20 protein-coding genes and 1 riboswitch are annotated in these 23,792 nt (G+C 44.0%); of the genes, 1 reads left to right on the plus strand and 19 read right to left on the minus strand.

The window, feature by feature from the left end; all coding sequences use genetic code 11:
• Nucleotides 1-14: 14 nt before the first annotated feature.
• The 14 genes from cbiD to PGR14_RS02060 form a co-directional block, all read right to left on the minus strand.
• Complete coding sequence (cbiD, locus tag PGR14_RS01995) at nucleotides 15-1,151, minus strand: cobalt-precorrin-5B (C(1))-methyltransferase CbiD (protein WP_195479141.1); 1,137 nt, start codon at nucleotides 1,149-1,151, stop codon at nucleotides 15-17.
• Between the two features lie 9 nt (nucleotides 1,152-1,160).
• A complete protein-coding gene (locus tag PGR14_RS02000) occupies nucleotides 1,161-1,688 on the minus strand; it encodes a cob(I)yrinic acid a,c-diamide adenosyltransferase (protein WP_270222886.1) in 528 nt (175 codons plus the stop codon).
• A complete protein-coding gene (locus PGR14_RS02005) occupies nucleotides 1,678-2,784 on the minus strand; it encodes an ABC transporter ATP-binding protein (RefSeq protein WP_270222887.1) in 1,107 nt (368 codons plus the stop codon). The genes PGR14_RS02000 and PGR14_RS02005 overlap by 11 nt, the downstream gene beginning before the upstream one ends.
• Nucleotides 2,785-2,786: 2 nt before the next feature.
• Entirely contained in the window at nucleotides 2,787-3,824 is a 1,038-nt protein-coding gene (locus PGR14_RS02010; protein WP_270222888.1) for a FecCD family ABC transporter permease, read from the minus strand.
• A 15-nt stretch (nucleotides 3,825-3,839) separates the two neighbouring features.
• Nucleotides 3,840-5,045 (minus strand): ABC transporter substrate-binding protein, encoded by a 1,206-nt coding sequence (locus tag PGR14_RS02015; protein WP_022220739.1) that lies wholly within the window; start codon nucleotides 5,043-5,045, stop codon nucleotides 3,840-3,842.
• A 31-nt stretch (nucleotides 5,046-5,076) separates the two neighbouring features.
• Nucleotides 5,077-7,923 carry a hypothetical protein gene (locus tag PGR14_RS02020; protein WP_270222889.1) on the minus strand — a complete coding sequence of 949 codons (2,847 nt, stop codon included), beginning with the start codon at nucleotides 7,921-7,923 and terminating at the stop codon, nucleotides 5,077-5,079.
• A 276-nt stretch (nucleotides 7,924-8,199) separates the two neighbouring features.
• A riboswitch (cobalamin riboswitch) is annotated at nucleotides 8,200-8,394 on the minus strand.
• A gap of 295 nt (nucleotides 8,395-8,689) precedes the next feature.
• The gene (locus PGR14_RS02025) at nucleotides 8,690-10,390 is read right to left on the minus strand and encodes a [FeFe] hydrogenase, group A (protein ID WP_175305430.1); all 1,701 of its coding nucleotides are present in this window, start codon (nucleotides 10,388-10,390) and stop codon (nucleotides 8,690-8,692) included.
• 12 nt (nucleotides 10,391-10,402) lie between these two features.
• On the minus strand, nucleotides 10,403-12,271 hold the full coding sequence (locus PGR14_RS02030) for an NADH-quinone oxidoreductase subunit NuoF (RefSeq protein WP_175305431.1): 1,869 nt from the start codon (nucleotides 12,269-12,271) through the stop codon (nucleotides 10,403-10,405).
• Nucleotides 12,261-12,746, minus strand: coding sequence for a complex I 24 kDa subunit family protein (locus PGR14_RS02035; protein WP_022220742.1), 486 nt, complete (start codon nucleotides 12,744-12,746; stop codon nucleotides 12,261-12,263). The genes PGR14_RS02030 and PGR14_RS02035 overlap by 11 nt, the downstream gene beginning before the upstream one ends.
• 253 nt (nucleotides 12,747-12,999) lie before the next feature.
• Nucleotides 13,000-13,923: a LysR family transcriptional regulator gene (locus PGR14_RS02040; protein WP_195367987.1), complete on the minus strand. Its 924-nt coding sequence runs from the start codon at nucleotides 13,921-13,923 to the stop codon at nucleotides 13,000-13,002.
• Between the two features lie 62 nt (nucleotides 13,924-13,985).
• On the minus strand, nucleotides 13,986-14,747 hold the full coding sequence (cobK, locus tag PGR14_RS02045; RefSeq protein ID WP_055246534.1) for a precorrin-6A reductase: 762 nt from the start codon (nucleotides 14,745-14,747) through the stop codon (nucleotides 13,986-13,988).
• The gene (locus PGR14_RS02050; RefSeq protein WP_055261344.1) at nucleotides 14,744-15,802 is read right to left on the minus strand and encodes a cobalt-precorrin 5A hydrolase; all 1,059 of its coding nucleotides are present in this window, start codon (nucleotides 15,800-15,802) and stop codon (nucleotides 14,744-14,746) included. Before PGR14_RS02050 ends, cobK begins: the two co-directional genes overlap by 4 nt.
• 5 nt (nucleotides 15,803-15,807) lie before the next feature.
• Entirely contained in the window at nucleotides 15,808-16,146 is a 339-nt protein-coding gene (locus tag PGR14_RS02055; protein ID WP_008371815.1) for a cyclic-di-AMP receptor, read from the minus strand.
• A gap of 151 nt (nucleotides 16,147-16,297) precedes the next feature.
• Nucleotides 16,298-16,984, minus strand: coding sequence for an ABC transporter ATP-binding protein (locus PGR14_RS02060; RefSeq protein WP_270202818.1), 687 nt, complete (start codon nucleotides 16,982-16,984; stop codon nucleotides 16,298-16,300).
• Between the two features lie 218 nt (nucleotides 16,985-17,202).
• Between PGR14_RS02060 and PGR14_RS02065 the strand changes: the two genes are divergently transcribed.
• Nucleotides 17,203-18,357, plus strand: coding sequence for a double-cubane-cluster-containing anaerobic reductase (locus tag PGR14_RS02065; RefSeq protein WP_022220744.1), 1,155 nt, complete (start codon nucleotides 17,203-17,205; stop codon nucleotides 18,355-18,357).
• A gap of 64 nt (nucleotides 18,358-18,421) precedes the next feature.
• On the opposite strand, the gene PGR14_RS02070 is transcribed toward PGR14_RS02065, so the two are convergent.
• From PGR14_RS02070 to pepT, 5 genes are all read right to left on the minus strand, one after another.
• Nucleotides 18,422-19,813 carry a peptide MFS transporter gene (locus tag PGR14_RS02070; RefSeq protein ID WP_055157953.1) on the minus strand — a complete coding sequence of 464 codons (1,392 nt, stop codon included), beginning with the start codon at nucleotides 19,811-19,813 and terminating at the stop codon, nucleotides 18,422-18,424.
• Nucleotides 19,814-20,043: 230 nt separating this feature from the next.
• The gene (locus PGR14_RS02075) at nucleotides 20,044-20,733 is read right to left on the minus strand and encodes a GntR family transcriptional regulator (RefSeq protein ID WP_008371822.1); all 690 of its coding nucleotides are present in this window, start codon (nucleotides 20,731-20,733) and stop codon (nucleotides 20,044-20,046) included.
• Nucleotides 20,734-20,939: 206 nt separating this feature from the next.
• The gene (locus PGR14_RS02080; RefSeq protein WP_008371823.1) at nucleotides 20,940-22,256 is read right to left on the minus strand and encodes a M18 family aminopeptidase; all 1,317 of its coding nucleotides are present in this window, start codon (nucleotides 22,254-22,256) and stop codon (nucleotides 20,940-20,942) included.
• A gap of 27 nt (nucleotides 22,257-22,283) precedes the next feature.
• Nucleotides 22,284-22,433 carry a hypothetical protein gene (locus PGR14_RS02085; RefSeq protein ID WP_022220746.1) on the minus strand — a complete coding sequence of 50 codons (150 nt, stop codon included), beginning with the start codon at nucleotides 22,431-22,433 and terminating at the stop codon, nucleotides 22,284-22,286.
• 107 nt (nucleotides 22,434-22,540) lie between these two features.
• Nucleotides 22,541-23,758, minus strand: a complete 1,218-nt coding sequence (gene pepT / locus PGR14_RS02090) for a peptidase T (protein ID WP_270222890.1) — start codon at nucleotides 23,756-23,758, stop codon at nucleotides 22,541-22,543.
• Nucleotides 23,759-23,792: the final 34 nt, after the last annotated feature.

The raw sequence follows: 23,792 nt of genomic DNA on the forward strand, positions 1-23,792 counted from the left end.
TCATACCTTTCTACCTATCCGATCTTTTCCCTCAGTTTGTCCACAAGAGATGTCTTCCCAAGAACCCCGAGTTCATCCGAAAACATCAGCGCCCCGACCTTCATCTTCTCGCCGGCACGCTTCGCCAAATGATACTCGATCTTCTCCATCACGGTCCGCATCGTCTCTTCCAAAAGTCCTCTTTCTTCCAGAATGTCCAATGCTTCCTTCGTCGTAAAACACTTCATCAGAGCACAGACTGTCTCACGGTCTGCCCCTGCCATTGCCGCATGGACGGCAAGCACTTCCATTCTTGCATCTGCCTGTCTGGAATGGGTATTCATTACACCTGCAGCGATCTTGACCAGCTTTCCGATATGTCCTACAAGCAGCAGTCCGTCCATCTTCAGCCGCACGCCGTCATCAATCGCATCCCCGATATAATTGCTGCATTTCACCGCAAGCTCCTGGTCGTACCCAAGTGTCTGCCTTAAAAAATCATTTCCATAATTTCCCGGTGTCAGATAACAATACCGGTGACCTTCATCACGAAGCATCTTCATTTCCAGGAAAATAGTCTGCGTCAGTGCCTGTTCACTCATCGGTTCTACGATTCCTGAGGTTCCGAGTACCGAAATCCCACCTTCGATCCCAAGTCTTGGATTAAACGTTTTCTTCGCGATCTCCACGCCCTGCGGAACATAGACCAGAACGTCTGCGCCACCATCCCAGTCATATTTCTCAATCTGGCTTTGCACCGCTTCCCGGATCATCTGCCGCGGAACCTTATTGATCGCCGCTTCCCCGGCTTCCTGCTCCAGCACCTTCCGGGTGAACCGCCCTACTCCGATCCCACCATCTAAGGTCATTCCTTTTTCCCTTTTTTTCGTGACCTTGGCGTAAACGAAGATCCCGTTCGTCACATCCGGGTCATCTCCGCTGTCCTTCTGAATGGCACAGCTGACAGATTCATTTTCTCTTTGGATCTTTTCTACTTCCAGATACAGTTCGATCCCTTTCGGCGTCATAAGAGATACCTGGCGGATTTCCTCCCCGGAAAAGAGCATTGCCGCTGCCGCCTTTGCTGCTGCCGCAGCACAGCTTCCTGTTGTGTATCCACACCGCAGTTCTTTTTGATTTTTCCACACGACCTGCATCTTGTCCATTTCCATTTCGTCTCCTTAGTATTCGATGCCTTTCCTTGCCCGGATTCCTTTTTCAAAAGGATGCCGTACCATCTTTACTTCCGAAATATAATCTGCCAGCTCCAGAAGCTCATCTGACGGATCCCGTCCGGTCAGAACCACTTCCAGATTGTCCGGTCTGTCTTTTAAGAACTGCACCGCCTCTTTATTCGGGATCAGTCCATACCGGTATGCCGCCATAAATTCATCAATCACAAGCATATCATAATCCCCTGTACTGATTTTCCCCCGGATCGTATTCCACAGCCTGCCATACATCTCTCGGACTTCTTCCTGTTCCTTTTCGGAAAGTGTCTTAAAAAATCCATAGCTTTTTTTCAGATGAAGTACCTCGATCTCCGGGATCCGATCCAGGATCTTCAATTCTCCCGAAAATTCATTTTTTAAAAAACGGGCAAACAGAACCCGCATACCACTTCCAGCTGCGCGAACTGCAAGCCCCGTTGCCGCCGTCGTCTTTCCTTTTCCATCTCCACAGTAAATGTGCAAAAGTCTATTTTTCATATGATTCCAGCTTTCCCATTTCTTCTGCAAATACAAGCAGTTCTTTCATCTTCCGGTTGGTTGTCCCAATCACAATTCCTGCATTTATCACCTTTTTACACTGCCTGATCATCTGCTTTGCCCGTTCAAATGCACGGTCGCTTACCGGTTCAAATGGCTCTTCTTCGATTACACTGACTGCCAGATGTTCTGCCAGATGATAGTCAATATCATTAGTATACAGGATTCCTGCCGAAAATGGAATCTTTGCTTTCTGAAGGTTCCGGTAAACAGGGATTCCACTGCCTCCGGAAGAGATCACAAATACTTCTGCCTCTCCCTCCGCCTTTGCAAGCTCCACACTTCCGAACACAGGATCAAAATGCCCGTTGTCGATCTCATAAAGTTTCTGGATAAAATCTTCTTTAAAAATCGCCTCCGGCTCTCCATAACCGAAAATTATATCTCCTTTAACGCACAGGATCTTATCCGAGATCTTCTGCGCCAGATCGATCTCATGAAGTGACATAATGACCGTGATCTGCTTTTCTTTCGCCATATTTTTCAAAATAGTAAGCAACTCCAGCTTATAACGGATATCCAGAAAAGAAGTGGGTTCATCCAGGATCAGTACCTCCGGTTCCTGGCAGATCGCTCTTGCCAGAAGGATCCGCTGTCTCTGCCCGTCACTGATCGCCTCAAAACTTTTTTCTGCGTATTCTGTTGCATGGACAATTTCCAGTGCTTCCTGTGTCTTTTTCTCATCTTCTCGCGTTAATATCCCGAGCCGTCCTGTATAAGGATACCGCCCTGCTGCTACGACCTCATAGCAGGTCATCAGCTCCGGCTTTGCCCGCTGTGTCAGAACCACTGCCATCTTCGTTGCAAGCTCTTTGTAAGATAAGTCTTTCAGATTCTTTTCACCGATCGTCACCTTACCTCCAATGAGCGTAAGCTGTTTGGTAATACTTTTTAAAATCGTAGATTTCCCGGAACCGTTTGGTCCAATCAGTGTCAATATCTCACCTTTTTTAATCTCTGTACAGATATCATGGATCAGTACATTTCCATGATATCCGACAGAAAGATCTTTCATCTGAAAATAGCTCTCACTCATATTTATTTCCCTTTTCTTCCTTTTATCATCATGAAAATTACGATCGGTGCACCAAAGATCGAAGTCACGGTACTGATATTCAGCTCCAGTGGTGCAAATGCCATACGCGCGATCAGATCACATCCCATACTGAACACTGCCCCGCCAAGGAATGTTGCCGGTATCACAACCAGCGGTTTTGCCGTCCCGAGAAGATGCTTGATCAAGTACGGAACTGCGATTCCAACGAATGAAATCGGCCCTGCAAATGCGGTCACACATGCGGAAAATACACTGGAAAGCAGAATCAGAAGCACCCGGAACACACGGATATTGACCCCCATACTCTGCGCATACATTTCTCCCAGCTGATACGCTCCGATCGGCTTTGACAGGAAAAAGGTAAGGATCAGTGTGATTCCTACCATAAGCGCTGCTACCTTTACATTGCTCCAGCTCATACCGGAAAAGCTTCCCTGTGACCAGCCATGCAGATTCACGATATCTGAATCCTCCGCAAAAGTCACTACAAAATCAGTTACTGCCGAGCAGATATAACCGATCATGATTCCGCCAACCAGAAGAGTTGCCATATTCCGGATTTTTCTTGCAAGAAGCAGGATAAATCCAATTGAAAGCATAGATCCGATAAATGCTGCAATGATCAGTATATAAGATGATACCAAAGTGTAATATTTTAAAAAGATGATCATCGCCAGAGCGACCATCATCTTTGCACCCGAAGAAATCCCCAGTACATACGGTCCTGCGATCGGGTTGGAAAAAAATGTCTGCAATAAAAATCCGGAAAGGGCAAGTGCCCCTCCCAGAATCCCTGCCATCAGGACACGCGGAAGACGGATTTTCCAGATAATATTCATCTGCACCTGTGTTCCTTTTTTCAGAAACAGGATCCGTAAAATCTCAGGAACCGAGATCTGTACATTTCCGGTATTGATGTTCATCACTACGATCATGCAAAAAACTGCTGCCAGCACCGCAAAGACTCCCATATATCTTGTATTCCTTTTCCAGTTATTTTTCATTCCTGCCTGTCCCATTTTCTTCTCCGTTTTCTATTTTACATGGTATAAAAATGTCATCTTGCTTTCATCGCCGCCTGTCAGCATCAGATTCATATCCGTGATCAGTTCCCCAACGATATCGGTTGCCTGATACAGATATTTACCGGTACACCATACATTTCCTTCTTTGACTGCTTTGAAATCAGAAAAAAGTGCATCTTTTTCTTCCAGATCTTTTACACTGTTGATTGGATTATCGATACTTGAATTATAAATCAGATAATCTGCATCCGCCGCCTGTGCGTAAAATTCTTCCATTGTAAGTTTTACTGCTGAAGTATTACTGTCATCGCCAGTCAGATCATCGAATACATATCTTCCACCGGAAAGTTCGATCATTTTCGGAATATAATCATCACTTCTTCTTACTACCACCGTTCCGTCACTGCTTACATAGAAAAATGCAACTGTCTTCTCGGTATTCTTAAAATCTTTGAGCGCATCGACATTTTCCACCTGCTTTTCAAAAAATGCATCCGCTGCATCTTCTTTATTCAGCATTGCTGCATAAAGTTTGATCCATTCAGTTCTTCCTAGAGGATGCGATTCATAGCTGGACCGGTCGATCATCACCGGGATATCCAGAGATTCGATCATCTCCTGTACCTTCGGTGTGTGAAGGATCATGGTCGATTCGATGGCAAGATCACAGTCTTCGTCCACCAGCATCTCATAATCCGGTTCACTGTATTTCCCTGCAAATTTTATTTTCCCATCATCCATCGCTTTGACTGCATTTTCAATATACCATCCGGAAGCCTGGGTACCTGTCATTGTGATATTATCCAGAGAATCGATCGCATTAAAAAGTGCCATTGCAGATGTCGCCGCAAGATAAATATGATCCAGCGGCTGCTGAAGGATCACGTAATCCTCCTCGGCTCCATCCGGCACATCCTGATTTTCCGGGACGACCAGAAATTTTGCATCGTCTTTGATATCGATCATCTTATAGCCGTCTTTGTAGTAATATACCTGAAAACCTTCGGCATATTCCAGATCCATCGCGGATTCATAAGTGAGTCCGTCAATCTCCGGACCTTTTTTTTCTTTGGCACTTTCTTTCGTACTGCTGCTTTCTGTTTTTTTTGTATCTGTTGTATTCTTTTTCGTCTGCCCGCATCCGGTCAGTGCCGCCGTCCCAAGCAGCACTGTACTCAAAAGAATGCATCCCAGACGCATCGTTCTCTTTTTCATTTTCTACCTCTGTATCCAAAAAAGAATCTACCTAGTTTTTTGCAGAAGAATCTGTACTGTCTGTCTGCGCGAAAATTGCCTCGTAAACCTTACTCCACTCTGCTTTTGCATCATCCTTTTCCTCATCTGCTGACCGGTCAACGATCATCGGAACATCCAGAAGAACAAATTTTTCTGCCAGCTCTTCGTATCTCTTCTGCTGATCTTCTACCGACATTTTCTTCTCATTCTTTTCATCCGGAAGAATTTTATTGGAAAGGATTGCAAGATCACACTTACTCTTCATCAGTTTTTTATTTTCCGGTTTCTTATAGGTTCCTGCATAAATGATCTTCTTAGCTTTCATTGCTTTTGCAATGCCTTCTACCTTACAGTTCTTCTGTTTTACCCCTACTGATGTAATCTGGTCTGTTGCATTCAGCTTATCCAGGATTTCCAGTACTTCCTCTGAACCTACATATGCAGACTTCTTTGGCTTCTGGATCACGATCATTTCTTTATCCAGACCTGCCGGAATTTCTGCGTCTTCCGGGACGATCAGATACCGGACGATCTTTGCTTTGTAAAGCGCAAGCTGTTCTTCCTGTGCCGGTGTCAGCCCGGAATCTGTATCTTCTTTTGTATCCTTTGTCTTGGTCTCTTTTGTATCCTCATCTTTTCTCTGATCGATTTCTAAAAGAGTGATTCCCTGATCATAATGATAGATCTTGAAGTACTTAGCATGCTCTACCTTTGTCTCAGACTGATAAGAAAGTCCCATGATTTCCGGCGCTTTCTCATCCAGTGTATCTGCACTTAAATTGGTCTCCCCACTTACTGTAGTTCCGTCTGCTTTTGCTGCAGCACTTAGGTAAATGAAAATCGAATAGCTGATTTCATGCGCTGTTGACATCTTGGTTGTCATACCGATGATCGTATTGTTCTTGTTCAGTTCTACCGGAATGACAAATGTAGACGTACTTCCGGTTGTTGTCGGATAATAGGTATTTCCATTCGCCTTTACATAGCCATAAGAACCACTGCTAAATACAATGGTAGCATATGCCTGACCGCCTGTCACGGTAATCTTGGTACAACTGATACTGACCTTTCCGGTTCCACCTGACCAGGAAAATTTATCCGGTGTATAGACACCGTCTGCAAGTGTTGTTGCACTGTTTACACGGGCAGTTCCACCATTTAAATCTGCCTCATATTTGGATTCTTTGTCCGGGGTCTGGTTTGTGCCTGTGTTGCCGGAAGTGGTGCCGGTTCCAAAGTTGGTGTTCTGGCTGGTGTTATTTCCCTGGTTGGTGTTGCCATTATTTCCAGTATTTCCATTTGTGGAATTGCTATTGTTCAGATTCTTCATGCCTGCTGAGGCGAATGTCAAGGTACGGTCATACCATACTTGCTTTTTATGAGAAAATGCTGCCACTGAAATTCCTGTGTCTAATAAAGAAACCGGAATCGTATAGGTATACATACCATTTTTGTCCACAACATAAGGAATCCACTTGGACTTATCTGCAAGTGCTGCTTCTGCACTTGTTCCTACATACAGATAATCATATCCTGTACCACTGAGTGTAATTTTTGCAGTCATCTCCCCATTTTTTGATGTTAAGATGCAATCCGTAACTTTAAACATGGATGAACTTGAAGTTACGTTTGCTTTATAAGAGCCATCACTTACCTGAACATATTTGGTCATTCCTTCTGTCTTGAATATTAATGTACGATCATACCAGTTACCACTATTGAATCCATGTGCTGCAATCTGGACTCCGGTATCCATACTTTCTACTGGCACTGTAAATACATATTTTCCTTCTGCATTTACAGAATACCCAATCAGTTGATCTTCCGAAGCACTTGCCGCAGCTTCCTTACTTCCCATATATAACTTATCGTATCCCGTTCCACTAAGTGTAATATCTGCCTGCATCTTGCCACCAACAGATGTCAGCACGCAATTTACTACACGAAACATTCCACTAGCTGAAGCTGCATCAACATCTACTACATACTTTCCAGTATCCAGTACGTTCTTGTCCTCATTTCCCGGTTTCTGGTTTTCGCCACTTCCGGTTTCCGGTTTGCTCTCTCCTGAATTGCCCCCCTGTTCAGGATTTTCTGTGTCGTCTTTTTTATTTTCTGCTGACGATGAAATATGAAGCGTGTAATCTCCGTCTTCTTTCTTACTCACCCAACCTTTCTTTTGGCTATGCGGTACAAAGGCAACATCCGTTCCATCTGCTGACAGTGGAAGTTCAAATGAAAATAAATACCCGTTGCCTGTTCCTGTTCCAACTATCGCCTTTTCTTCTTTCCGTTCAACCGTATCAGCTTTACTTCCAATATAAATTTTATTGTAAGTTTTACTCTCTGTTTCTATCGAAACTTTCAGGTGATCATTTTCTTTTACAACAGAAGACGATCCAACCTTAAACATTGCAAAATCACTGGTAACATTTTTCGCTTCCTGCGTCTTCACTTCCCCGGCATTTTCCGCCGTTTCTTCCGACTTAACCTTCTGCTCCTCTGCAGCCTTCTCTTCGCTCTTTCCGTCTTCGCCCGCTTCTTTTTTCTCTGCCTCAGTTACATTCCCTGTTGCCGCATTTTCTTCTGCTTTCGGCTCTTCCTGACTCTTCTGATTCTCGTCCGTTCCCTGTCCGGCAGTCGTTTCTTCTTCCTGTCCAGTCACTTCTTCAGCCGGCTGACCTGCTGCGTCTGCCGCACCGATTTTTCCGTCTGTTACTTCTACGGTCTGCTGACCTGATTCTGTATTTTCTACTCCTGCCACTGCACTGTCCTCAGCGTAAGCATAAGAAACCGGTGTAACCGACATTGCAACTGCCATGAAAAGTGCAAGAAACTGTTTTGAATTCCTCTTCATAATCCAACTCTTCCTCCTGATGTCCTGATCTTTTGTCGCTTGACAGCTCGATGATGTACATTCGCCAAATCCAGTTCCTCGTGCAAGCATAAATCTGCACTTGGCTCATCGTATGCAAAAAAAATCTGCTTCCTTTTTCCTGAAAGCAGACTTCACCTACATCCTCTGCCACCGGAACTCTTTTCCGTATATATGGCAGCACAAAAATCTTGCTTTCATACTCAGTATGAAGCAAGATATCATTTCTTTGTGTATGTAAACGCGCTTTCATCGGAAGCAATTTACTCTCTTTCAGCAGGTCTCCTGGCTTATGGATCTTAACAAAGCTGCACCTTCTCACATTTTTATGCAATGGCTTGCCGCCGCTTTGCTCCTCATTTACAGTGACCGGATCGCTCAGGACTTTCACCTGATTCCCTTTTAAGCCGACCAGAAATTCTTCTGCCTAGCACTGAAAAAGTTTCTTTATTTATTCTTACTCACTATAACAGATATGTTTCTTCTTGACAAGAGTCATCTTTCCTTGTTTATTTCCCTATTTTTTCCAAACTCTCCATTAAAAATCCCGGAAGTTTTTGTTTCAAAATCGACACCTTAATGACTATATGTTTATCATAATTTCATGACCTACTTCATTTATATATAGAAAGCGAAGGGGATCGAAATGAGAAAAAAGTGCCAGTGAATGTATGGAAATACTCTGAAATAAGACAATGCAGCCGCCAGATCGACGACTGCATTGTCTTATACTCTTTTTCGTACAATTTTATTTTTTCGCTGCCTCAAAATTACGATGAAGTAATTCGTGGGTCTTTCCTTTCAGAAGTTCATCATATAATGACAGGATCAGCGGATTCTCATTCGACTTCTTAATCTGCGTATTGATATCGGTATCATACAGGCCTTTGCTTCTGGCTATCCTGCTTCTCGGACCTGCCGGGACTGGCTGTCCGCCACCCATAATACATCCGCGCCTGCATGCCATAACCTCAACAAAGTCGTAATGTACCTCGCCCTTCTGGATCTTCTTCATCAGCGCATCTGCATTTCCAAGTCCACTGACAACAGCTGCATGGATAGTACGTCCGTTGTAATCAAACTCTACTTCTTTCAGTCCTTCTTCTCCACGAACTCCACTGAATTTGATCTTATCCATTTCCACACGGTTATGTCCTTCACGAAGGCGCCTGAGTACGGCTTCTGTCACACCACCGGTTACTCCGAAGATCACACCTGCACCAGATCCGATACCAAACGGCATATCGGATGCTTCGATCTCCAGATTTTCAAAGCGGATACCGGATTTCCGGATCATTGTAATCAGCTCTGTTGTAGTCAGTACATAATCAATATCCTGTTTTCCATTCGTGGAAGATTCCGGTCTTAAAATCTCTTCTTTCTTTGCAGTACACGGCATGATCGATACAGAAACGATTCTCTTTCCACCATTCTTTTCCGGATCCTTATAGTATTCACGGATCACAGCACCAAACATCTGCTGCGGTGAACGGCAGGTTGACAGATTTTTTGCCAGATCCGGATAACGGTTCTCACAGAATTTTACCCATGCCGGACAGCAGGATGTAAATAATGGGAGATTTTCTCCGGATGCAAGTCGTTCAAGAAGCTCTTCAGATTCCTCGATCACCGTAAGGTCTGCACCATAAGAAGTATCATAAACTTCATCAAATCCAAGGCGGTGCAACACATTGACGAGTTTTCCCATCACATTTTCCCCTCTTGGAAGGCCGAACTGATCGCCGACTGCGACCCGGACTGCCGGTGCGATCTGTGCGATCACCTTTGTATTCTTATCTGCAAGAAAATCCCAGATCACTTCGATATTGGTATTGATACTGATCGCACCTGTAGGACAGACAACCCTGCACTGTCCACAGTTTACGCAGTCTGTCTCTGCAATCTTTTTGTTAAATGCCGGTGTTACCAGAGCCTTTGTTCCCCGGTATGCAAAATCAATCGCATTAACAAACTGTACATTGTCGCACATACGGACACAGTCACCACAGAGAATACATTTATTCGGGTCACGCACGATTGACGGTGAACTGAAATCCAGTGGATACTGTTCTTTTGTATTTTCAAATCGGACGGTTGTGACGCCCATACGGTGTGCCAGCGCCTGAAGCTGACATTCTCCACTCTTGATACAGGTTGTACAGTCTCTGCAATGTGCAGCAAGTAAAAGCTCCAGAATCATCTTACGATATTTCATAAGACGCGGAGTATTCGTGTAAATGACCATCCCATCTCTTGGCGGTTCTGAACAGGATGCAAACGTCTTTCCTCTCTCATCTTCTACGGTACACAAACGACAGGCTCCATACACAGACAGTTCTGAATGGTAGCAGAGTGTCGGTATATCTATATCTGCATTACGGATGACAGAAAGTACATTCGGCTCATCTGTAAACTCTACCTTCCTTCCATCTATTGTCATATATCCCATGACTCATTCCTCCTATTTCTCGATATGAATTGCTTTAAACGGACACTGTTCCATGCAGGCTCCGCACTTGATACATTTCTCCTGATTGATATGATAAGGAGATTTCAGCACGCCTTCAATTGCACCTGCCGGACAGTTTCTTGCACACTTCGAGCAGCCCTTGCATATCTCCGGATCGATCTGGAATTTACGCAGATTTGAACAGACACCTGTCCGGCAGCGTTTCTCGTTGATATGTTCCAGATATTCCTCTTCAAATGCATTCATGGTACTGATAACCGGTTTCGGTGCGCTCTTTCCAAGTCCGCAAAGCGCCGTACTCTCAATCATATCTGCCAGTTCACGAAGCTCGTCCATATCGGACGGTTTTCCGTTTCCTGCTACAATACGCTCCAGGATTTCAAGCATTCTCTTTGTACCTTCACGGCAAGGAACACATTTTCCACAGCTTTCTCTCTGTGTAAAACTCATGAAGAATCTGGCAACCTCTACCATACAGGTATCCTCGTCCATGATAACCAGACCGCCCGAACCGATCATTGCCCCGATCTTCGCCAGTGAATCAAAGTCCATCTTACTGTCCAGCTGATCCTCGGTCAGACATCCACCGGACGGACCACCGATCTGTACTGCTTTGAATTTCTTGTCATTCTGGATTCCACCGCCGATGTCATAAATAACTTCGCGCAATGTAATTCCCATTGGTACTTCGATCAGTCCTGTATTTCTTACATTACCGGTCAGTGCAAATGCTTTCGTTCCGGGACTTTCTGGTGTACCGATTCCTTTGAACCAGTCTGCACCATTTGTTACGATCATCGGAACATTGGCATAGGTTTCTACGTTATTAAGAACAGTTGGTCTTGCCCATAATCCCTGCTCTACTGTACGTGGCGGTTTTACTCTCGGCATTCCACGTTTTCCTTCAATGGATGCCGTCAGTGCGCTGCCTTCTCCACAGACGAATGCACCTGCACCACGGTTGATATGTAAATGGAAACTGAAATTGGTTCCAAGAATGTTGTCTCCTAAAAGTCCGATTGTCTCTGCCTGGCTGATCGCTGTCTTCAGTCTTTCAATCGCAAGCGGATATTCTGCACGTACATAGATATAGCCTTCCTGTGCCTGTACTGCATATGCTGCGATCATCATGCCCTCGATCATACGGTGCGGATCACCTTCCATGATACTTCGATCCATAAATGCACCCGGATCACCTTCATCACCATTGCAGACCACATAGCGGATCTTTTCTTTCTGGGAAGCAACCTGCTGCCACTTTCTGCCGGTGCGGAATCCAGCACCTCCACGTCCACGCAGATTCGAATCATAGATTGTCTGAATCACTGCTTCCGGTGTCATCTCAAAGAGTGCCTTTTCGATTCCGGCATAAGCACCGACTGCAAGTGCACCCCCAATATGCTCTGCGTCGATATGTCCGCAATTCTTCAGTACCAGTCTGGTCTGCTTTGCGTAGAACGGAATCTCTTCCTGTGACGGATAGGTCACTCCATCCATCTTGTAGAGAAGTCGCTCTACCGGTCTGCCGCCCAGGATTGTTTCGTTATAAATCTCTTCGCAGTCTTCCAGTTTTACTTTAATATATAAATAATTATATGGCTCAATTCTTACCAGAGGTCCCATCTCGCAGAAGCCATGACATCCACTCTTCATAACCTTTGTATGTGCGATTTCTTCCCCGATCTTTACTTCTACCCCTGTATGATCTTTTGTCAGTTCTTTTAACTTTTCATAAATCTTGCCTGATCCACTTGCCAGACATCCGGTTCCCCCGCAAACCAGTACTCTGCAGTCAGCCGATTGTTTTTTCTGACATTCAATACGATATTCCTTCAGTTCCGTTCTGTTTTCAATTTTCATTTTCTTCACCTCTCAGTTCTTCAAGAAGTTTGATTACCTTCTCCGGTGACATCTTCGGATGTACTTCATCATTAACTGTGATCGCAGGTGCAAGTCCACAGGCTCCAAGACAGGATACAGTCTCTACTGTAAAAAGCATATCGTCTGATGTATGCTTGTGCTCATTTAACCCCAGCTCTTTATACAGCGCTTCCAGGATAGGAATGGATTTACGCACATGACAGGCTGTTCCGTCACAGACCTTGATCACATACTTTCCTTTCGGTTCAAATGAAAAATTCTCATAAAAGCTTGCCACACTGTACGCTTTTGCCTCTGTAATCCCGATCTGTTTTGCTACATAGGTAAGCAGTTCCGGTGGAAGATAACGGTATTCCTCCTGAATATCCTGAATGATCGGTATCAATGAGCGTTCCTCCCTTGTATGCATGGCAATGATCTCATCCGTTTTCTGATAATAAGATGCATCTAACATTCCATTTCCTCCTTCGTCATATTGTACATTTCCTTCTTATTATTCTATTATTTTTATGACATTATAACATATATCTATAGTTTTCGTTTATACATTTCATATATGATAGCTATATATTTTCCAATATATAATAATACAAGAATCAAAAGTATTAGTATTTATGAATAGACGGATAAATGTGTACCCAGCTCATCAAATACACAAAAAGAGCAGAATGGATATATCTTGGTCCGATATATCATTCTGCTCTCATTTACATCATTTCACGGATTGTTTCTTTTAAATGCCCAATAAATTCTCTTTCGTACAATTTTTTCTGATAACCCTTTTTGTAGATCAGCACATCCCGGATCATCTGTCTGGAAAATCCGGCATGCTTCTGCACTAGATTGTAGTTTTTCCTTAATTTTTCCGGTACTGGCGATACCCACATATAACTGTTTTTTACTTCCCGCAAAATATCAAACTGGCTTCCCCTTTCAAAAATATAAATTTTATTATGTGGATGAAGCGACTCTCCATTCTCACTCAGCTCGGTGTATTCTCCGGTCGGAAGTTTCCAGTCCCCATGCAGGATTTCCACACCATCTTCCAGTTCTTCTCTTGTCTTTAACTCCCTCTTTGCAAGATCTCCATCCGCAGAAGTTAAGATCACATACGGAAGCTCTGCCAGAAGTTCTGCATCCAGCCCTTTCAGATCAAGAAGCGACTGAAAATAAGGTTCATTCTCGCACAGATACCGGATGATTCCCATGGAATACCCGTTCTGCAACACATTTTCAATGGCATGCATAGAACTGTTTTCCTGAAATTCTGCTTTGATCGCCGTTTCCTTGCTCTGCATTCCGATAAACTCTGCAAATGCACTGGTAATGTAACTTGCCCTCGGAACAGTAATCTTAAATGAGAGATTTTCTTTCCCCAGATCACTGCAGTCCCTTTTCATTTCCTCTATTTCGTAAATGATCCTTTTGGCATACTCCAGAAATTTCTGTCCTTCTCTTGTCGCCTTAACTCCCTTTGACGACCGCTCAAAGATAGAAATTCCAAATTCCCGCTCCAGATGCTTGATCGCTTTACTAAGATTTGGCTGCGCCACATAAAGTTCCTTCGCCGCCTTTGAGATTGATCCACTCTTATCGATTTCAACTACATAATGCAAATCTGTCAGATTCATCTTCCCCATCTGCCTTTCTGATCTCTGACTTTATCTCCCCATAACTATTTTCTGAACTTTTATTACAGATTCTTTTCCAGCCATTTACAGACTTCTGAAAATGTTCTCCCTGTTTCTTTTGGTCTTCCTACCGCAACAAGAACTGCCCCTGTTTCCTTTGCTGCCTGTACCTTTTCTCCAAAGCCTCCGGCTTTTCCCGATTCTTTGGTCACAAAATATTTTGCGCCTGTCTGATGGATCGTAGCCACGTTCATCTCCTTTGAAAATGGTCCCTGCATTGCAATGAGATGCTTTCCTTCAAAGCCAAGCGCGACCGACTCCATAACCGCCTGCTCCGTAGAGAGGACTCGCGCAAAGCAGCGCTCTTTATACTCCGTAAGCTTTGTATATTTTATCAGTTCCTTGCTTCCGGTGGTAATCAGGATCTTTCCTTCTGTATTTTGCAGATATTCCACCGCATCTTCAACCGACTGCGCCCAGATCACCCGATCCGCTTCATCCGGCACTGCTTCCATCTTCTCCCGCAGGCAACGCAGATACTGCACACCGGAGATTTCGCAGGCTCTCCTTATCTCCCCAGTCACAAGCTGTGCGAATGGATGGGTTGCATCGATCACCAGATCGATCTGCTTTTCCTTTATCATCTCTGTCATCTGCTTCTGATCCATACGCCCAAAAAAGACTTCCGCATTCTCATGCTCTCCGGTACATTCTTTTCCATATTCGGTTGCGGCACTGACATAAACTTTTACATTTCTTCCATCCAGAAATTCCGTAATCCGCCTTCCCTCTGTTGTCCCTGAAAATATTAAAATCCGCTTCATATTCTGATCCTTACCTTCTTTTCTGCCACTGCTATTGTCACCCGATTCATGCACTGCTTCGGCATCAGAAGCCTGCCATCCTCTCCGGCTGCAAGGATCGCCGCCCGCTCACATACATTGTCCACACCCGTGACCTTCCTGACAAACTCCGAATGGGAGCTGACACATTTAACCTTTCCCAACTCTTCTGCTGAAAACGTGTAAAATGGAAGCTTCCACTTTGCCGCATAAGAAAGTAATCCCTCCTCTTCTTTTTTCAGATCAATACTGTCGATCTCAATGACTTCCTTTTCTGTAAATCCAAGGATCTTTTTTGCCTCATTGACCGCGCTTTGGATTTCTTCTTCGGAAATCCCTTTGCGACATCCGATTCCCAGCACCAAGTTCTTCGGCGGAAGATCCAGAATCGTCTCTTCTTCCCGCCTTTCACCACTTCTTCCTGCAATCCGGATTCCATATGGATAGTTTCTGAGAAACTCTTCTGTTTCACATAGCTTTAATTCCTCCGGAAACTTTCCTTCTATTGGAAATACACTGTAAAGTCCAATCTTATTCCCATCCAGAACCACAGCTGAGATCTCCTTTGCTTTTTTCCGGTCTGTCAGTACCAGACCATTGCTTTTTGCAAATACATCTACTGCAAACTTTTGTTCTACATCCGTTGCTGTAGTAAGTACTGCCTGCGCATTTATTTTCTCCGCAATTTCCTTTGCAAGCTCTACAGCTCCGCCCACATGTCCCGACAGGAGCGGAATCACATAGCTTCCTTTTTCATCCATCACCAGAACCGGCGAATCGGTAAATTTGTCCTTCACGTGAGGGGCGATCATCCGCACTGCGATTCCTGCCGCCCCGATAAAAAACAAAGCCTTCTCTCCCCAGAGGCTGCCTATCCAGCTTTTCTTATCTTCCGGAAAAGCATGAAATCCGTATAATCTGCAAAACCGTGTCAAAGTATACACTTTGACACGGTATCCGCTTTGTATGAAATTCTCTCTGACTTTACAGGCCATCTGACAACCTGCATCTGTAAAACTCAAGATTACAATTTCCATAAACTTTAGTATTTCTCCATCTGCTCCACGTTCAGTACAAAAATCGTACTTCCGCCTACCTGCACATTGATCGGAACGGACGGTGCTGCGCTCATGCTGCTCTGTCCTGAGATCAATGCCGGGTTTGCATAAGTGATCGTCTTTCTTTCGCCAGAATTCTTCTTGATGATCTTCAGTGCCTCTGCTACCTTCTCATCATCCACTACAACCATGATCGTGGTACTCTTTTTCTTCAGAAATCCACCAGTTGTAGCCAGCTTTGTTACCATGTATCCGGCAATATTCAGTTCCTCTATCGTCTCCAGTTCATCATCCTTATGCAGGATCGCCATAATCATCTTCATACAAAAACCCTCCTGTCTTATCTGGCTTTTGATGCCAGATTCCTTTTTCTTTTATTTTACCGCATTTACCTGGAAAGGTAAACGAAAATGTTGCATTTTAAAAGATTTTAAAAGATTAGTTGAAATCCAAAACGAACTTTAACTTTGTGCATTACCTGTTACAATAATCTTCTTCAATCCTGCCATCCAGTATCCGGATCACCCGGTGTGCCTGACTGGCAATCTCTTCATCATGTGTGATGATAATAACCGTTCTGCCTGACCTGTGCAGTTCTTTCAGGATTTCCATGATCTCCTGTGTTGATTTTGTATCCAGATTGCCGGTCGGTTCATCGGCAAGAATGATCGGCGGTTTTGCGGCAACCGCTCTTGCCACCGCAACTCTCTGCTGCTGTCCTCCGGACATTTCATTCGGCTTATGCTTCATCCGGTCTTCCAGACCGACACTTTTCAGGGCTTCCATCGCAAGTTGCTTTCTCTCATTTTTTGACACCCCGCGGTATACCAGCGGAAGCTCTACGTTTCCAACTGCATCCAGATTACTGATCAGGTTGAATCCCTGGAAAATGAAACCGATCTCTTTATTCCGCACATCTGCAAGCTGATTATCTGTCATACTCGCCACATCCTGCCCGTCCAGAACATACTTGCCTGAAGTCGGTGTATCCAGACAGCCGAGCATATTCATCAGCGTTGATTTTCCCGAGCCCGAATGTCCCACAATCGCAACCAAGTCTCCTTTTTCGATATCCAGATCGATCCCGTCAAGTGCACGGACTTCATTCTCACCCGGATTGTAGATTTTCTTCATATTTTCTATATGAATCAATGCCCCCATAAATGTTCTCCTTTTCTTTTCGCTCTACTTTACGTTCCTGTTTTCAATATACCTTATTTTGAATCCAATCACAATGCTATCCTCCTGGCATCATGAATTCTTAAGAATTTCTATTGAAAACATCTTTAAATTTCCTTCTTTATAAAAAATATCAATTATACATCTCGTTTAAAAACACTTATGATAAAACTATCATTTATAAAAAAGGAGATCTGAAAATGACCAATTTAAAATTACCGGAAGATTTTGAAACCTATCCGGAAGCAAGAAAGAATGCTTTTCTGAAAATGAAAGAGCTGAAGGAGTCCGGGCGCAGAATTGTCGGAGTTTTCTGTACCTACACCCCATGGGAACTGATTGAAGCTGCAGACGCAGCTGCAGTTGTACTTTGCGGGATCGGAGATGACAATATCCCGATCGCAGAGACCAGACTGCCACAGAACCTTTGTCCTCTGATCAAGGCAAGCTACGGTGCCGCCCTCGCTGACCGCTGTCCATTCTTCTATTTTTCGGACATGGTACTCGCAGAGACAACCTGCGATGGAAAAAAGAAAATGTATGAACTGATGTCCGAGCTTAAGCACTGCCATATTATGCAGCTTCCGCCAGGAAAAATAGGCCGCGGTGCGCTGGAATTCTGGAAACAGGAGGTAATCAGCGTCAAAGAAGATCTGGAGGATTTCTATCACATAAGGATCACAGATGAGCAGATCCGCAAAGCAATCCATCTTCGCAACCGGGAACGCAAGGCCGTCCTTGACTTCTTTGAGATTGGACGCTTAAAACCGACTCCGATTACCGGTTATGAGATCAACACGGTTATTTCCTCGAACGAATTCACGGTTGATCTGGAAGAAAAAATCAAATACCTGGAACACCGTACCGCTGAGCTTAAAGAGCTTTATGAAAAGGAATATAAAGGCAAACCATCCCGTCCGAGAGTTCTCATTACCGGATGTCCGACCACCGGCGTGATCGACAAAATTGTACGCCAGATTGAAGAACTCGGAGCAGATGTTGTCGGCTTTGAGAACTGTTGCGGTCCACGTGAGAAAAAAGATCCGATTGATGAGACAAAGGATCCAATCACTGCAATCGCCGAAAAATATCTTCGTGTAAACTGTTCGGTCATGAGTCCGAACCCGGGACGTCTCGAGGCGCTTGATGCCCAGATTGATGAATATCAGGTAGATGGTGTCGTTGAGGTCCTTCTGCAGGCATGTCATACCTTTGCCATTGAGTCCGATGCGATCCGCACCTTTGTCACCAAAGAAAAAGGACTTCCGTATATTGCGATCAATACAGACTATTCTTCTGGTGACCAGGCACAGATCAATACAAGACTCGGGGCATTTATCGAAATGCTCGGTTAAAAGAAAATCCGGTGATCTTTCCTTCGATCACCGGACTTCTTTTTTCTCTTTTTGGCAGAATCATTTAAGCTTCTTCTTTCCCTTCAACAAGGCTGTTCAGCTTCTTGTTAGCCAGGAAGATAAGTGCTGTAAATACTAACATAATGACTGTGATTCCAACAAATACAGGGAACACATCAAATTTTTCAATAAATGCCTGTACAAACGGGCTTAACTTGTTTGCGCCAAATGTAGAAATTGCGATAACCCCCATCAAAAGTGAGAGATATTTCTTCGGCGCATACTTACTTACAAATGCATTACGCAGCGGTGAGAAACACATCTCTCCGATTGTAATAACCGTTACAAACAGGAATGGCCAGAAAACACTTGCTTTTACAGAAGCATCTACGCCAACTCCGCGAACCAGTTCACAAACAACCATTACTCCAAACGCAAGTCCTACAAAAAGGAAGCCAAGTGCTACTTTCTTAAACATATTCATATCGCCCTGCGGACGCTCGGCAAGTTTCTTCCAGATGGCTGCCATCACACCACCAAGAACGACACACAAAAGTCCGTTCCATGTAGTAGTAACCCATGACGGCGGAATGTCAAAAGAGCCAATACTCATCTTCACATAATCGGTCATATAAATGACAAGCGCAAGATCCTGCTGATAGTAGAACAGCCAGAAGATAACAGAGAGTGCCGATACAAGAATGATCGCTATCATACGGTTTCTTTCCAATTTTGTAAGCGGCTGCTTGTCGTTCTTCCCATCTTCTTTCTTTTCGTTAGACCCGATCACATTTCCATTCTCATCCGTAAGATACTTGAATGGTTTCACACCCTGTCCCTGAAGGTTTTTCCAGTTCAGCACAAACCATGCCAGACCAACGATGCACCAGATCGATGCCACAAAGAAGCACTGACGGAATCCAAGCACATCGCCTTTTTTAAATAAGTGGAGATACAAAAATCCGGTAAGCAGTGAACCTACGAAAGCCCCAACATTTACATAAGAATACTGAATGGAAAATGCAGCATCCAGAAGCTCTTTGTTCTGATATTGTCTTCCGATCAGAGCGTTTAAGTTTCCTTTGAAAAGACCGGTTCCAATCGATACAAGAATGATCATCAGATTGACCATTCCCGGACCTGTTGCCTTCCAGCCTACCAGATATCCGATTGCCATGATAATATATCCCAGAGAGATCGCATATCTCGCTCCCAGCCATCTGTCAGAGATAATTCCTCCGATCAGCGGTGCCATATAGGTGTACGCTGTCAGATTCGCTGCCATGACTGCCGCATCTGTTCGCTCAATACCAAGACCACCCTGTAAAGTTGCAGTGATCAGGAATAGAAGCAAGATTGGCTTTGCTCCGTAAAATGCCAGGCGTTCAAACATAAATGTGATACAACAGGCATAAAAGCCTTTTGGATGTTTTTCATTAGTCTGTGCTTTTCCCATTACTTTTTATTTCCTTTCTGTTTTGGCGACTGTCGACAATCGTCATCCTTTATAAGTAATATAGCATAACTTCACCACTTTTTCAATACAGCTCATGTCTTACACTCTTTTTTTGTTATAATTCAACAAAACACAGCAAAAAAAGATGTGGAATATTACTATCCACATCTCTTCATTATTAATATTTATCCATTTACTACTATCTAAAGACTGTAACCTCTCTCTGTATCCTAGACAAGAAAATCAAATGAAAATCCGGAATCCTCTTCCGACAATCCCTGCTCTTTCAAAAGCCTTCGGATCGTTCTCATGTAATGTTCGGAAAGAACGTGACAGATTTTCTCCTTGTTCTTTTCCCTGCAGGCATCCACCAGTTCTTTATGAATCGGATACTGTCTTTCTAACACACGCTTTTTATCCGTGCTCAGGCTGAAGCCCGTAACAATATTTCCATAATTCAGCTCTTTCCATGCTTTATAGAGCCTTGTCATACCAGTCATCTCTACAAGCAGTCCATGCATCTGGTTATCATAGACAAAAACCTGGTCAAACTGCTCTTCATCCAGTTTTTTCATTTTTTCCAGCACTTCTTCCATCCGGCAAATGGTATCCTCTGGAACGTTTCCTCCCATCAGCTTCACTGCCATGGTTTCGTAATTCGCCCGCATAAGGTAAATTTCAAATGATTCTTCCAGTGTAATTTCTTTTACAGAGCATCCTGCATTTCTTACATATTCTATAAGTCCTTCATTTTCCAGCTGTCTAAGTGCCTCACGAATCGGAGCCCTGCTTGTCTTAAATTCCTTTGCCAGATCCTGTTCCACAATCTTCTGTCCCGGCTCCAGCTCCTGGTAAATGATCCTCTTCCGGATAATATCTGCAATATTTTCTCTTAGTGTTCGATATATTAATTCTGCCATTCCTTTTACCCAACCTTGTTACTCATTCTCTGCCATTTCGGTGATCTGACACCATAATTATTATAACAGGACAGTTTCTTTCCTGTCTATAAAAAAATTAGAATGCACTCTGAATTTTATTTTTCTATCGTTCCTCGAAATATGCCTTCTTCCAGATTCGGAAAAACTTGCAGAGAGTTCTTCCGGAACTCCCTGCAAATACTTCTTTATGCAATTTCAAACAAACCATCGCCTGCTGCCTTGATATGACAGCTGTAAAATTCTTTGGATGCCTCGATCAGATAACCGGTATCCTTTACACCGGAAGTCTCATAAGCCGAATGCATTGCGAGCTGCGGAAGTCCGATATCCACGGTATTCATGGATACCTGCGCCATTGCAATATTTCCCAGTGTACTTCCACCTGCCGCATCCGAACGGTTGGCAAAAAACTGCACCGGTACACCTGCCTTTTCACAGATTGCCTTGAAAATCGCAATACTTACTGCATCACTGGTATATTTCTGACCGGCATGAGATTTGATCACGATTCCTTCGTTCATATAGTTACAGTTATTTACATCCGTCTTCTGCTGATAATTCGGGTGTACTGCATGTGCATTATCACAGCTCAGCATAAAACTTCCGGCAACTGCACGATAGAAATCTTCCTCATCCTTTCCCAGTGCCTTGTTGATCCGCCAAAGCACATCCGACAACAGTGTCGATGCTGCTCCCTGCTTGGTTCCTGATCCAACCTCTTCATTGTCAAAGCAGGCAAAAACATTGATATTCTTTGCATTTTCTCCTGCAAGGAAACCATTCAGCGACGCAAACGCACACTGCAGATCATCCAGCTGTGGACAGGATAAGAATTCATTCTCTCTTCCCCATACAGATGGCTCCATCCGGTTATACAGGAACAGATCCATACCATAAATCTTCTCTTCTTCTACGCCAATCTCTTCTGCGATCAGTTTTTTCATCTCACCCGGTTCTTTTGCCGATCCAGCAAAAACCGGAAGCATGTCTACCTGTTTGTTGATCGCACGGCCTTCATTGACTGCGCGGTCCATATGGATTGCAAGACTTGGAATCATCAGAAGATCTCTTTCTACCTTGACCAGTCTGGTCTCCATTCCACTGTCCGTCTTTACAATTACGCGCCCTGCTACCGATAACGGACGGTCAAACCAGGTAGAGCAGATCATTCCGCCATAGCCTTCTGTATTCAGAACCGTGTATTTTTTCTTCACCTCAATCTCTGCATTCTCTTTGATCTTAAAGGTCGGTGAGTCACTGTGGGACGCAGTTACATGAAAGCTGTACTCATCCAGTTGGTTTCCGACTTTAAATGCAAGAATGCTGGAATGGTTGCGGGTCACATAATATTTTCCGCCTTTTTCTATTTTCCATTTTTCCGATTCTTTCAGCTCCTGAAATCCTTCTTTTGTAAGAATATCCCGGATTGATTTTACTGCATGAAAAGCAGTCGGCGAGTTCTTTATAAATGATGTGAGTTCTTTAATTGTCTGGTTCTCCATAATGTTCCTCCTGGCATTTCAGCCCCTTTATTTTCCAGATTCTTTTGCACGTTCACACTCGGCAAGCTTCAGCATGATAATTCCAAGTGCAGTCAGCACTACCGGTGTGATCACATTCATTGCAAAGGTAAATGGATTTTTGTTATACATTCCCATTATACAACAGATCAGTGTCACAAAAAACACCATCCTCCAAAAAAGTATGCGATCTTCTGATTTTTCACAAAACGGTATTCTGCCGGAATCCAGTCAATACATTTCCTTTAATTCTACTAAATTCCCCTTTATTCTGCAAACTGTCTAATGATGTCTTTTACAATAAGGACTGCTTTATCCATTCCTTCTACCGTGATATGCTCAAATACGCCATGGAATGCATGTCCGCCCGTTCCAAGATTCGGACACGGAAGTCCTTTGAAGCTGAGTCTTGCACCGTCTGTTCCCCCACGGACCGGTGACACGATTGGTGTAATACCTGCATGCTCAATCGCTGCTTTTGCGTAATCGATCAGCTGCATGCACGGTTCAATCTTTTCGCGCATGTTGTAATAAGATTCTACAATCTCAACTTCCACTTTTCCTTCGCCGTACTTTTTATTCATCTCTTCTGCGATATCACGAATTTTCTGTGCTCTTGCGTCAAAAGATCTGCGATCAAAATCACGGATAAAGTATTTCATCTTAGTCGTTGTCACATTTCCCTGCACGCTGACCAGATGATAGAATCCTTCATATCCTTCGGTTGTCTCCGGTCTTTCATTTACCGGAAGCATCTGGTGGATCTCGGTTGCAATGGTCTGTGAATTAACCATCACGTCTTTTGCTGATCCCGTATGTACGCTGACACCGTGAATGGTGATAAATGCAGTCGATGCATTGAAATTCTCGAACTGAATCTCGCCTTCCTCATCACCGTCCAAAGTGTAAGCATAGTCAGCACCAAAACCTTCCACATCAAAATGCTTTGCTCCTCTTGCAATCTCTTCATCCGGTGTAAATCCGATGCAGATCTTTCCATGCGGAAGTCCTTCTTTGATGATCTCTTCTGCCACGGTAAGAATCTCTGCGATTCCCGCCTTGTCATCTGCCCCAAGAAGTGTGGTTCCGTCAGTTGTGATCAGAGTTCTGCCCTTTAATTCTGCAAGGTACGGGAACTCATCTACTTTCAGAATATCTCCGGAACCTTTCAGGACAACGTCCTTCCCGTCATAATTCTCAATGATCTGTGGCTTTATATTTTCCCCTGATGCATCTGCCACAGTGTCCATATGCGCAACCAGACCAAGCGACGGCTTGTCTTCGCATCCAGGAGTTGCAGGGATGTGTCCATATACATATCCCTTGTCGTCCACTCTTGCATCTGCAATTCCAAGACCTTTCATCTCTTCTACAAGCATTCTTGCCAGTACCAGCTCTCTGTCTGCTGACGGGACAGTATCGCTTGTCTCATCACTGGTTGTCCATACCGGAACGTAGTTTAAAAATCTTTCGTAAGCTCTCATATTGTTAGGTTCTCCTTTGCTTTTCTTAGTTTCA

The sequence above is a fragment of the Coprococcus sp. AF99-45 genome (assembly GCF_027663865.1).
Lineage (GTDB): Bacteria > Bacillota > Clostridia > Lachnospirales > Lachnospiraceae > Allocoprococcus > Allocoprococcus comes.

What these genes read in the sequence shown, in the direction of transcription:
- cbiD (WP_195479141.1), bottom strand. Translation starts at nt 1,151, where the DNA reads ATGGAAATGGACAAGATGCAGGTCGTGTGGAAAAATCAAAAAGAACTG.
- PGR14_RS02000 (WP_270222886.1), bottom strand. Translation starts at nt 1,688, where the DNA reads ATGAAAAATAGACTTTTGCACATTTACTGTGGAGATGGAAAAGGAAAG.
- PGR14_RS02005 (WP_270222887.1), bottom strand. Translation starts at nt 2,784, where the DNA reads ATGAGTGAGAGCTATTTTCAGATGAAAGATCTTTCTGTCGGATATCAT.
- PGR14_RS02010 (WP_270222888.1), bottom strand. Translation starts at nt 3,824, where the DNA reads ATGGGACAGGCAGGAATGAAAAATAACTGGAAAAGGAATACAAGATAT.
- PGR14_RS02015 (WP_022220739.1), bottom strand. Translation starts at nt 5,045, where the DNA reads ATGAAAAAGAGAACGATGCGTCTGGGATGCATTCTTTTGAGTACAGTG.
- PGR14_RS02020 (WP_270222889.1), bottom strand. Translation starts at nt 7,923, where the DNA reads ATGAAGAGGAATTCAAAACAGTTTCTTGCACTTTTCATGGCAGTTGCA.
- PGR14_RS02025 (WP_175305430.1), bottom strand. Translation starts at nt 10,390, where the DNA reads ATGGGATATATGACAATAGATGGAAGGAAGGTAGAGTTTACAGATGAG.
- PGR14_RS02030 (WP_175305431.1), bottom strand. Translation starts at nt 12,271, where the DNA reads ATGAAAATTGAAAACAGAACGGAACTGAAGGAATATCGTATTGAATGT.
- PGR14_RS02035 (WP_022220742.1), bottom strand. Translation starts at nt 12,746, where the DNA reads ATGTTAGATGCATCTTATTATCAGAAAACGGATGAGATCATTGCCATG.
- PGR14_RS02040 (WP_195367987.1), bottom strand. Translation starts at nt 13,923, where the DNA reads ATGAATCTGACAGATTTGCATTATGTAGTTGAAATCGATAAGAGTGGA.
- cobK (WP_055246534.1), bottom strand. Translation starts at nt 14,747, where the DNA reads ATGAAGCGGATTTTAATATTTTCAGGGACAACAGAGGGAAGGCGGATT.
- PGR14_RS02050 (WP_055261344.1), bottom strand. Translation starts at nt 15,802, where the DNA reads ATGGAAATTGTAATCTTGAGTTTTACAGATGCAGGTTGTCAGATGGCC.
- PGR14_RS02055 (WP_008371815.1), bottom strand. Translation starts at nt 16,146, where the DNA reads ATGAAGATGATTATGGCGATCCTGCATAAGGATGATGAACTGGAGACG.
- PGR14_RS02060 (WP_270202818.1), bottom strand. Translation starts at nt 16,984, where the DNA reads ATGGGGGCATTGATTCATATAGAAAATATGAAGAAAATCTACAATCCG.
- PGR14_RS02065 (WP_022220744.1), top strand. Translation starts at nt 17,203, where the DNA reads ATGACCAATTTAAAATTACCGGAAGATTTTGAAACCTATCCGGAAGCA.
- PGR14_RS02070 (WP_055157953.1), bottom strand. Translation starts at nt 19,813, where the DNA reads ATGGGAAAAGCACAGACTAATGAAAAACATCCAAAAGGCTTTTATGCC.
- PGR14_RS02075 (WP_008371822.1), bottom strand. Translation starts at nt 20,733, where the DNA reads ATGGCAGAATTAATATATCGAACACTAAGAGAAAATATTGCAGATATT.
- PGR14_RS02080 (WP_008371823.1), bottom strand. Translation starts at nt 22,256, where the DNA reads ATGGAGAACCAGACAATTAAAGAACTCACATCATTTATAAAGAACTCG.
- pepT (WP_270222890.1), bottom strand. Translation starts at nt 23,758, where the DNA reads ATGAGAGCTTACGAAAGATTTTTAAACTACGTTCCGGTATGGACAACC.